Below are 9,136 nucleotides of genomic sequence, written 5' to 3' on the forward strand. Positions count from 1 at the left end.
CCCGCGGGCCTGTTTGTGCGTGAGGGGTGCATAAGAGTTGTCTTGCCAGTTCTGATCCGAAGGGTTGCCGAGGCAGCCTAGAATGGGGCTGGGATCCTTAATCCAGGAGAAGCGGGGCATGACAAGACCCAATTCTGCCCACCTGTTGACCCCAGATTTTCGCCTCAGCCTGTCGGTGCTGGCCTTGGCAGTGCCGTTGTTTTGGCTTTCTTTTTGGGCGGGGCTGGGGGTGGGCCTGTTTGGCCTGTTTTTGATGGTGCAGACCTCTTTGATTGGGCTGGCCTTTACCAGGACGGCGCTGCAGGTCTACAGCGGCCCCAAACGCATCCGCGAGTTCCCCTATAGCGAGTGGCAGGATTGGCAAATTTTCTGGCCGCCGCTGCCGGTTTTGTTCTTTTTCCGAGAAACCCAGAGCATTCATTTTTTGCCGATGCTGTTTAACCCTGCCGAGCTGAAAATGTGCCTGGAAGAGCGGTTGGGCCATCTCCACCCACGACGAAAGTCTCATGGCTCCCGCCAATGATTGGCTCTGCCGTGTGGGTTTGGCGGCAGGCAGGGAGATGGCGCTGGCTGGAGTGTCAGCTTTTGGCAGAGTGGCCTCACGCTTTTGGCTCTCGCCAAGGCCATCCTCACCTCCCGTCCCAGTTGGCCGCCCGGCTGCAACTGCCCCCTGAACGGGCCACGTGGGGCCATCAGGTGCACGGCTGCAACTGGATTTGGGCAGATGAGGGCACGGAAACCCTCAGGCAAAAAAGACCCGGTCAAGGGATCTCTACCCGTTCTCAGGCGGATGCAGTCATTGCCCGCCGCCAAGGGGATTCTGCCTGGGTATGCACCGCTGACTGTGTGCCGATTTTGCTGGCCAGTCGAGGATGGGTGGCGGCCGTTCATGCCGGCTGGAGAGGAACTGCTGGGGGGATTTTGTCCAAGGTGCTGCGGGAGTTTCTCCGGGCGGGGATCCCTGCTGCCGCGATTCGCGTTGCCATCGGGCCTTCTATTTCGGGGTCGGTCTATCAGGTGTCAGAAGAAGTGGCCGAGCAGGTGCTGAAAAGCCTGCCTCTGGGGCTGGACACCCGCGCCGCCCTGTTGCCGGATCCTCTGCCCGGCAAAGTTCGTTTGGATCTGCGCTGGGTCAATTGTGCCCAAGCCCAAGCCCAAGGGATCCCCTCTGAACAGATTGCCGTCAGCCCCCATTGCACCCTCAGCCAACCCCAAGATTTCTTTTCCTACCGCCGCGATGGATCCCTGAAGGATGAGCAGGGCCGTCATTGCGTGCAGTGGTCGGGCATTGGCCTGCGGCTGTCAGCATGCTCCAGTCGGCTCTGCCCAGAAGAACAGGAACAACAGTGGCTATAATTGCGCTCAAGACAGAGCCCTATAGCTTTTTCACTAACCGGCGAGGATCCCATGTTTCGTAGTGCCGCCCTTTGCGGATTGTCTGGGATGGTCTTGGCCCTCACACTCGTTTCGACCCAAGGGGCAAGAGCCCAAACCTCTCTGACCGGCATCAACCGTGACAGCGTGCTGCAACTAAACCTTGGGTCGGGACGCAGCCGCCCTCGGGCCCCTGTGGGCGGTTCAGGTTCTGAGGAAGGCCGGGATCCCGCTGCTCCCTCGCCGCAGATGTGGGCTGAATGGCATATTCGCGCCAATGTCTGTACCGGCAACCTATCTACAGAAGAGTTGGCGGAGCTGTTTCCATTGGTCAACCAAGCTCTGGTGGATGCCGTCTGCCAGGGAGGAAGTTAAGAGGAAGTTAAAGATCGCCCAGGTTGGCAGTAAGGTAAAGAAGGAGCCTCTAGGTCGCTGCTGCATGGATTTTGAGAAGCTATTGGAGGAATGGGTGGCAGCCTTCACCCAAGCGGCGGAAGAAAGCCTCGCCGCTTTGGAAACAGCCCTGACAGAACTGACGGAACACCTGGCCGTGCCTCTCCAAGAAACCCTGCGGCAGTGGGAAGCGCTCTGGAATCTGGAGGAGGAACTGGAGCCAGAACCTTGCGAGGAAACCTTCAACCCTTCTGTGGGCGAATCTTTCAGCAGCAGCCGTTTCTTCGTCAGCCCGATAGGATTTGGTGGCCTGGTTGTTTATACCTACGTGGCTTCGCCGCCCGACTCCATCGGGGATCCCACCTGTCGCTACAATGCCCATTCTCCAGAGTTGCGCTGTGCCGTCAATCCGCACGGCCCCTGTGAAGGTTGCCCCCACTACGAGCCCCGGAACGTGAGCCCTGGAATGAGTCGCGATGAAGGGTGACCGCCTGATTGTTGCCCTGGATACCTCTTCTTGGGAGCAGGCTGTGGGGTGGGTGGACGCTTTGCCGCAGGTGCTGTGGTGGAAGGTGGGCCTGGAGTTGTTCTCTGCTGCGGGTTCCTCTATCCTCCAGGCTCTCAAGGAAAGGGGCAAGCGCATTTTTCTGGATTTGAAGCTGCACGACATTCCCCACACGGTGGGACGGGCTACGGAGGTGGCCGTCGGCTATGGGGTGGATCTGCTCACCGTCCATGCTTGCGGTGGCAGTGCTATGTTGCGGGCAGCCGTGGCCGCCGCCCAGGGCAGTTCCTGTCGGCTGTTGGCAGTGACCCTCTTAACCAGCCTCGGCCCCGACCAGGTGCGGCAGGAGCTGGGCATTGAACGGGATCCTGGCGACTACGTTTTACAATTGGCCCGACTGGCCCTGGATCAAGGTGTGAAGGGGCTGGTCTGCTCCCCGCAGGAAGTGGGGCGGCTGCGCCAGGCTTTGGGGCCGGAGGTTCTGCTGGTTACTCCAGGGATCCGTCTGAGCGACGCCAGGGTGGGGGATGGTGGGGATGATCAACAGCGCATCTGCACGCCCGACCAAGCTCTGCGGGCAGGAGCCGACTACCTGGTGGTGGGTCGCCCCATCATTGCTGCTCCGGATCCGGTGGCGGCCTTGCGGCGCTTCCAAGCCTTGTGGGATGCTTCTGGGTGAGAAGGTTGAGGGATTCGCCCGCTGTTGGCTAAGTGGTGCTGTGAGGCAACGACGCCATAGGCCACCTGTCCAGTCCGCCAACGCGAACGGCAGGGGGTGTTGGCTGGGAGTGGGTTTATCGGTGGCTTTGGGCCTGTGCAGCCTTCCTGCCGCCCCGGCCAGCGGAGAAGCCTGTCTGGCTGCTCCTCAGGTTTGGGCTGAGGCTCTAACGGAGCAGTTGCCTCTGTTCCTCAATCTGGCCTTGAGCCGCTCCCGCTCTGAGTTTCAGGTTGTGCTTGTGGGGAAGCCGGAGGTTGAAATGCTCCCTCCTCAGGAGCTGGCTCAGGTTTTCTCGGACACCACAACAGCTGCAGAGGCTTTTCGACTGTATTTCACCACGTTGGAGCGCCGCTTGGTCTTGCCCCAACACCCCCAGGACAACCCCTTGGCCGGTCGGCGCAGCGAAACCCTGCAACTGGCCTACGAGGCCTATGTGCTGCGGGCTAGGTCTGGGGATCCCTGGCAGTTGGTGCGTCTGCAGGTAACCGGAGCGGGGATCCCGATTCGCGATGTAACCGAGGGGCTCACCGCTCAGGCCATCCGTCGCTGGCAGCAGTCGGGTTGCCCCTTGACGGGCGATCTAGAGTTGACTAGACCTTCTCTGTAGGCGGGGAGTTTTGCAAGGCACACAAGGACACTTTCTCCTCCCAGAGGGAGAGGCATTGGATGTTCTGCTGCTGGTCGAATGACCATTCCGTTCAGGAACACAATAGGGCATACCTATGAAGTTTCCCCCCGCCAAACCTCGCCAGGGCAAACGGCTGCCCCGCGGCTCATTTTCCCGACTGCGGTCGTCCAACACGGACAAACATCGCCGCCGACGTCTGGTCGGTTTTGGTTGCATAGGCCACTGGCTGCTTTGGGGCGGGATGGGCCTGCTCTTGGGACAGCGGCTCCGCTCCTGGGGGCAACCGTCTCCGCTGCAGTGGTGGCGCGTTGTGCCCGTGAGCGGCTCTGAGGGATCCTTGCCATCCGGTCAGCCGGAACTGCCCCTCTACCACTGGTTTGCGGATGGCCTAGTGCCCTGGCTGGCTCAGGGAACGGGGATCCCGGCTGGAGAGCTGTTGCGGATCTTCTCGGTCATGGCTTGTTTGGCCATCCTGCTGTTGTGCTGGAGCTGGGGCAACTTCTGGAGTGCCGGGCTGTGGGGACTCAGCCCCTGGGTGCTGACCCAAGGGTTGGAGCCGGGCAGCGAGATTTTGAGCACCTGGGTGTGGCTGTGCAGTTGCGGCGTTGGGCCGGGATCTGCCTTGCGCCGGTGGGGTCTGGCCCTAGCTTGTGCCCTGTCCTATAAGATTTGGCCCTTGGCTTTGCTCTGGGCGGGGCTGTGGACGAGCCAGCAGTGGTCGCGGCAGCCGCTGCGTTCGCGAGGGGCACTTTGGCTGCTTTTGCTGCTGCTGGTGATGGCCCTTTCTTGGCTGGGACGGGTCGATCTACCGGCTGATCCTTCTGCAAGGGTTGCCTATCGCCTCAGCTCCCAAGGTGGCTTGGCCGTTTTGGCGACTTTGATGCTGCCCTTGGGGTTGAGCTTGGTGCGGTTGGGCTGGCCCTGGGCGGAACGGCAACAAGCCTTGCTCAGCTTGGCCGGCCTGGGCCATGTCCTCTGGATGGGGATGCTGGCGACGTGGTTTTGGGATCCCCAAGTGAACAGCCTGCAGCAAAGTGCTCGCTGGGGATTGGTGGGGCTCCCCTTCCTGTGCCTGAGCGCCGGCGGCGTCTTGGCGGAGATCCCCTACCGGGGCTGGCGGCGGGTTTTGGGATCCCTGCTGCTGGGCAGTTCTTTCTTGTTATCGTGGCAATCATTGGCCTAGGCTAGTCTGCATTTTTCTTTTTGTCTTGCTTGCTATGACCCAGACCTCATCATCGCTACGCGACGCTTTTGCGAACGCAGCAGCTCAGCCTCTGTTGCAGACCCTGTTTGCCCAACGGGCGCAGGCTTTGATCCCCCCGCCTTTTGGCGCGGAGATCTAGGGGCGGTGCCGGTGGTGAGCAGTTCTGCCTTTGGACTCGCGTTTGTTTCCCAAGACCGACTTGGCACGGGCCACGGCGGAGGTGTTGGCAGAGGATGGGGACAATGCCCTCAATTATGGCGGCACGTTTGCCGGGTTGATTGAGGTGGTGCTGCAGTTGATGCCGGCTAGAGGGGTGGAGGCCCAACTGGAAAACCTGCTGATCGGCCATCGCTCTGGGCAGATCCTCGGCCTCTTGCCCCAGGTCTTTGTGGAGCCGGGGGATGTGGTGATCGTGGAGGGGCCCACCTTCATGGGGGCGGTCAGCCGTTTTGCGGCGTTTCGCGCTGGCGGGACGGAGTCCTTTGTGATTGCGCTTTTGGGGGCCGCTGTAAACCGACCTAGGGGTTCGTGGTTGGCTTGCCAACTGCAGGGCTACCATTCGCGTCAGCGGCGCGGAGCGCTAAAACCTCACCCGCCTATGCGGTGGGGTAGTTTATGAGGCTACACCTATCAAGGCATAGCTCTCCCCGATCCGGAGAAAAATCTCAGAGCCGAGGGGGCTTGATGCTCACCGCAACAGCTCCCTGGCCGTTTGTCCTTCTAATCGCAGAACTGCAGCCGGGATTGCGGCTGGCGCATGGCCGGATCCAGCTCGCAGATCAGCTCGAAGTTGATCACTCGCCAGCGCTGCGGTGGTCCACCGGCTCCTTCAGGAAGCTGGGAGCTGAAGCTAACCGGCAGGCCGTAGAGGCGGGGTGGGCCGGGACGGCGATGGGATCCCTGCTCCAGGTAGGGGGTGAGCAAGGGGCGGTAGCGCTCGGCCACGATCACCTGTGTGGCTCGCATCCCTTGCATGCGCAGCCGATCCAATTCTTCATGAATCTCGAAGCGGATCCCATCGGCGTGGGTGTGCTGACGAAACCAGCGGCCTTCCCAAAAACGCCAGCGCCGTCCGGATTGCAGATGTACCAGCTCCTCTTGCTCAGCATCCGCCTCAAAGGCGCCGTGGCGAGGGCAGAGGTAAGTATCGGTCAGCGTGAGGGCCGCAATCGTTTGCCGACAGTGGGGACACTGAATGCTGGGGCCGAAGATCGGGTAGGAAAAGGCAACGGTCATAGGTAACCCCACAAAACGCGGCTGAATAGTCGAGCAAATCCGCAGTTGTCCACATTATAGATGTTGCCTTTTGTGGATCTGGTGCCGATCGCGTGGGCAAAACGCAAGTCAGGATCCCCATGACAAAACCAGACGAGATCTTTTAAAATAGATTGAAGGGAAGCACGCCCAGAGTCTGCACCGGCTCCAGGCAGCTCCCAGGCAATCTCCGCAATGACAACGGGGAGTGGGCAGCGCCCACTTTTTTGCTTTTTGGGGGGCTGAGCGCCCCTGTTGCCGGCACCGGCCCAAGTGGGTTTGGATCTGACAGCAACATAGGTTGGCGACGAGTTGGTTATGGTTCACCCTCTTATTCCACAGTTGGAGAGCTTGGCCCGTCCTGTGGCCGCTCGACTGGGGTATCAATTGGTGCAGATGGTTTTTCACACCAATCAGTATCCACCGGTCTTGCGGGTGGACATCCGTCCGCTGGATCCGGATCAAGAAACCAGCCATGCCGATTGCGAAACCATGAGCCAGGCCTTGGAGGTGGAGCTGGATCGGGTGGATCTGATCCCCGGCCATTATGTGCTGGAGGTCTCCAGCCCCGGCATCACCAACCTGCTCACCAGCGACCGCGACTTTGTGGTTTTCAAAGGATTTGCGGTGCAGGTGACGGTGGATCCGCCCTACAAGGGCAAAACCGTCTGGTCAGGACACCTACTGGGTCGGGATGAGGAGAACGTTGCCCTCTCCCTCAAAGGGCGACGAGTCCAGTTGCCCCGCGCCTCAGTCCAGCGCGTTGTCCTCTCAGAGGCAGAAACCGAGTAGAGGAATGGGGATAGAGAGGACGTTCGGCCGCGAAGTGTGTTGCCCTGTCTTCGCGTCGGAGCTACCTGCTATGCGACGACGCATTTCCCGTCAGGATTGCGGAGCAACAGTGATAGCAGTTTCATCCCAGCTTAAGTTGCATTAGGAGGACAACAGTTTATGTCGATGGTGCCTCTGCCCGGTTTGGCAGAAATGGTGGAGATGATCTCGCGGGAGCGCAACCTGCCCCGCCATGTGGTCACCGATGCCCTGCGAGAGGCGCTGCTCAAAGGCTACGAACGCTACCGCAAAACCATCCAGCGAGATGTCGTTTTTGAAGAAGATCACTTCCGCAACTTCGATGTGGAGTTGGATGTGGAAGCAGGGGGCTTTCGCGTTTTGGCCACCAAAGCCATCGTGGAGCAGGTGCAGGATCCGGATCACGAGATCTCCCTGTACGACGTGCAGCAGGACTATCCAGAAGCCGAAGTGGGCTGGCAGGTCATGAGTGACGTTACCCCACAACAGGCGGAATTTGGCCGCATGGCGGCCATCCAAACCAAGCAGGTGCTGGCGCAAAAGTTACGGGATCAGCAGCGCCGTCTGATTCAGGAAGAGTTCCGCGATCTGGAAAAAACCGTACTGCAGGCACGGGTGCTGCGCATGGAGCGGCAGAAGGTGATCATGGCTGTTTCCAGCGGTTTCGGCCAGCCAGAGGTGGAGGCCGAGCTGCCTAAGAAGGAGCAGTTGGCCAGCGATCGCTACACCCCCAACACGGTGATGAAGGTCTACCTCAAACAGGTTTACCAGGGATCCCGGCGGGGGCCGCAGCTTTTGGTTTCCCGGGCCGATGCCGGCTTGGTGGTCAACCTGTTTGCCAACGAGGTGCCGGAGATCGAAGAGGATATTGTGCGCATCGTGGCGGTGGCGCGGGAGGCCAACCCCCCTTCCCGCAACGTGGGGCCGCGCACCAAGATCGCCGTCGATACGGTGGAGCGAGACGTGGATCCGGTGGGGGCCTGTATTGGCGCAAGGGGATCCCGCATTCAGGCGGTGGTAGCCGAGCTGCGCAACGAGAAAATCGATGTCATCCGCTGGTCGCCGGATCCCGCCACCTACATCGCCAACGCCCTCAGCCCGGCCAAGGTGGTGGAGGTGCGGCTGGTGGATCCGGAAATCCAACAGGCCCACGTGTTGGTGACCGGCGACCAGCTCAGCCTGGCCATCGGCAAAGAGGGGCAGAATGTGCGCCTGGCCGCCCGTCTCACCGGCTGGAAAATCGATATTAAAGAAGTGGAGAGCTACCGGGCGGCGCTAGAGGAGGCGCAAGCGCAGGGGCTGCCCTATCCCTTCATCACGCCGGAGGCTTTGGAACGCTTGCGGCGGCGGGCAGAGCGAGCCGCTCTGGGCCTAGAGGACGAGGAGTACGCAACCAAAGGCCGCTTGGAGGAAGAGAAGTTGGCCACAGACGACAGGCTGGGAGAAGACTGGGTTGAGGAAGACGAGGACTTCGACTACGATGCCGAGTTCGACATCGCCCAGCCCCAAGAGTGAGATCAGAGAGAGCTCTCCTCGCTAGACTTGAGCAGAAGACGTTCTGCGGCGGCCCTTGACATCCTCTCTGCCCATCATCCTTGGCGTCTCAGGCGCCTCTGGGATGCTTTATGCTGTGCGGGCTTTGCACGTCCTGCTCAGCCTGGATTACCGCGTCGAAGTGGTGGTCTCCAAGGCGGCCTATCAGGTGTGGCAGGGAGAGCAAGGGGTGCTGTTGCCGGTGGATCCCCGGCAGCAGGCGCAATTTTGGCGGCAGCAGGCCGAAAGCGAGGGCGGATCCCTGGTCTGCCACCGTTGGCAGGAGGTGGGGGCAACCATCGCCAGTGGCTCTTATCGCACCCAGGGGATGCTGGTGATCCCGTGCAGCATGGGGACGGTGGCTAAGTTGGCTGCCGGCCTGAGCTCAGATCTGCTGGAGCGGGCGGCCGACGTGCAGCTTAAAGAAGGTCGCCGTCTGGTCATTGTGCCGCGGGAAACCCCCTTTAGCCTGATCCACCTGCGCAACTTGACCACTCTGGCGGAAGCAGGGGTGCGCATTGTCCCGGCCATTCCGGCCTGGTACCACCAGCCGCGCACCCTCTTGGATTTGGTGGATTTTGTCGTGGTGAAGGCGCTGGATCAGTTCGGCATCGACAGCGACCTTATCCAGCGCTGGCAGGGGATGCGCCAGCGGCAGATCCTCAAGCTGCCCCCAGAGGACTAAGGGGATCCCCTCACCCCCAGCCCCTCTCCCAG

The 9,136-nt window shown here is 60.9% G+C and carries 12 protein-coding genes; 11 read left to right on the plus strand and 1 reads right to left on the minus strand.

The window, feature by feature from the left end; genetic code table 11:
* Window positions 1–118 precede the first annotated feature (118 nt).
* The 8 genes from NW844_RS10930 to NW844_RS10965 all read left to right on the plus strand — a co-directional run bounded on the left by NW844_RS10930 (window position 119) and on the right by NW844_RS10965 (window position 5,441).
* The gene (locus tag NW844_RS10930) at window positions 119–523 is read left to right on the plus strand and encodes a DUF3119 family protein (RefSeq protein ID WP_414335610.1); all 405 of its coding nucleotides are present in this window, start codon (window positions 119–121) and stop codon (window positions 521–523) included.
* Window positions 520–1,356, plus strand: a complete 837-nt coding sequence (gene pgeF, locus NW844_RS10935; RefSeq protein WP_414335612.1) for a peptidoglycan editing factor PgeF — start codon at window positions 520–522, stop codon at window positions 1,354–1,356. The genes NW844_RS10930 and pgeF overlap by 4 nt, the downstream gene beginning before the upstream one ends.
* A gap of 93 nt (window positions 1,357–1,449) precedes the next feature.
* Complete coding sequence (locus NW844_RS10940) at window positions 1,450–1,749, plus strand: hypothetical protein (RefSeq protein ID WP_414335614.1); 300 nt, start codon at window positions 1,450–1,452, stop codon at window positions 1,747–1,749.
* 64 nt (window positions 1,750–1,813) lie between these two features.
* On the plus strand, window positions 1,814–2,254 hold the full coding sequence (locus tag NW844_RS10945) for a DUF6464 family protein (RefSeq protein WP_414335615.1): 441 nt from the start codon (window positions 1,814–1,816) through the stop codon (window positions 2,252–2,254).
* Window positions 2,244–2,951, plus strand: coding sequence for an orotidine-5'-phosphate decarboxylase (pyrF, locus tag NW844_RS10950; protein ID WP_414335617.1), 708 nt, complete (start codon window positions 2,244–2,246; stop codon window positions 2,949–2,951). The genes NW844_RS10945 and pyrF overlap by 11 nt, the downstream gene beginning before the upstream one ends.
* A 121-nt stretch (window positions 2,952–3,072) precedes the next feature.
* Window positions 3,073–3,597, plus strand: a complete 525-nt coding sequence (locus NW844_RS10955; protein ID WP_414335619.1) for a hypothetical protein — start codon at window positions 3,073–3,075, stop codon at window positions 3,595–3,597.
* A 262-nt stretch (window positions 3,598–3,859) separates the two neighbouring features.
* Complete coding sequence (locus tag NW844_RS10960; RefSeq protein WP_414335620.1) at window positions 3,860–4,801, plus strand: hypothetical protein; 942 nt, start codon at window positions 3,860–3,862, stop codon at window positions 4,799–4,801.
* Between the two features lie 190 nt (window positions 4,802–4,991).
* Complete coding sequence (locus NW844_RS10965) at window positions 4,992–5,441, plus strand: hypothetical protein (protein WP_414335629.1); 450 nt, start codon at window positions 4,992–4,994, stop codon at window positions 5,439–5,441.
* Window positions 5,442–5,542: 101 nt separating this feature from the next.
* Here NW844_RS10965 and NW844_RS10970 read toward each other — a convergent pair whose 3' ends face one another.
* Entirely contained in the window at window positions 5,543–6,058 is a 516-nt protein-coding gene (locus NW844_RS10970; protein WP_414335622.1) for a TIGR02652 family protein, read from the minus strand.
* 336 nt (window positions 6,059–6,394) lie between these two features.
* On the opposite strand from NW844_RS10970, the gene rimP reads away from it, so the two are divergent.
* From rimP to NW844_RS10985, 3 genes are all read left to right on the plus strand, one after another.
* Complete coding sequence (gene rimP / locus NW844_RS10975) at window positions 6,395–6,868, plus strand: ribosome maturation factor RimP (RefSeq protein WP_414335623.1); 474 nt, start codon at window positions 6,395–6,397, stop codon at window positions 6,866–6,868.
* A gap of 159 nt (window positions 6,869–7,027) precedes the next feature.
* Window positions 7,028–8,401, plus strand: coding sequence for a transcription termination factor NusA (nusA, locus tag NW844_RS10980; protein WP_414335625.1), 1,374 nt, complete (start codon window positions 7,028–7,030; stop codon window positions 8,399–8,401).
* 55 nt (window positions 8,402–8,456) lie between these two features.
* Window positions 8,457–9,104 carry a flavin prenyltransferase UbiX gene (locus NW844_RS10985; RefSeq protein ID WP_414335627.1) on the plus strand — a complete coding sequence of 216 codons (648 nt, stop codon included), beginning with the start codon at window positions 8,457–8,459 and terminating at the stop codon, window positions 9,102–9,104.
* Window positions 9,105–9,136 lie beyond the last annotated feature (32 nt).

Origin of the sequence: Synechococcus sp. H55.2, from assembly GCF_047462495.1 — a bacterium.
Classification (GTDB): Bacteria; Cyanobacteriota; Cyanobacteriia; order Thermostichales; family Thermostichaceae; genus Thermostichus.

Coding starts and splice junctions, on each gene's coding strand:
- nusA (WP_414335625.1), top strand. CDS start 7,028: ATGTCGATGGTGCCTCTGCCCGGTTTGGCAGAAATGGTGGAGATGATC.
- rimP (WP_414335623.1), top strand. CDS start 6,395: ATGGTTCACCCTCTTATTCCACAGTTGGAGAGCTTGGCCCGTCCTGTG.
- pgeF (WP_414335612.1), top strand. CDS start 520: ATGATTGGCTCTGCCGTGTGGGTTTGGCGGCAGGCAGGGAGATGGCGC.
- NW844_RS10970 (WP_414335622.1), bottom strand. CDS start 6,058: ATGACCGTTGCCTTTTCCTACCCGATCTTCGGCCCCAGCATTCAGTGT.
- NW844_RS10945 (WP_414335615.1), top strand. CDS start 1,814: ATGGATTTTGAGAAGCTATTGGAGGAATGGGTGGCAGCCTTCACCCAA.
- NW844_RS10930 (WP_414335610.1), top strand. CDS start 119: ATGACAAGACCCAATTCTGCCCACCTGTTGACCCCAGATTTTCGCCTC.
- NW844_RS10960 (WP_414335620.1), top strand. CDS start 3,860: ATGGGCCTGCTCTTGGGACAGCGGCTCCGCTCCTGGGGGCAACCGTCT.
- pyrF (WP_414335617.1), top strand. CDS start 2,244: ATGAAGGGTGACCGCCTGATTGTTGCCCTGGATACCTCTTCTTGGGAG.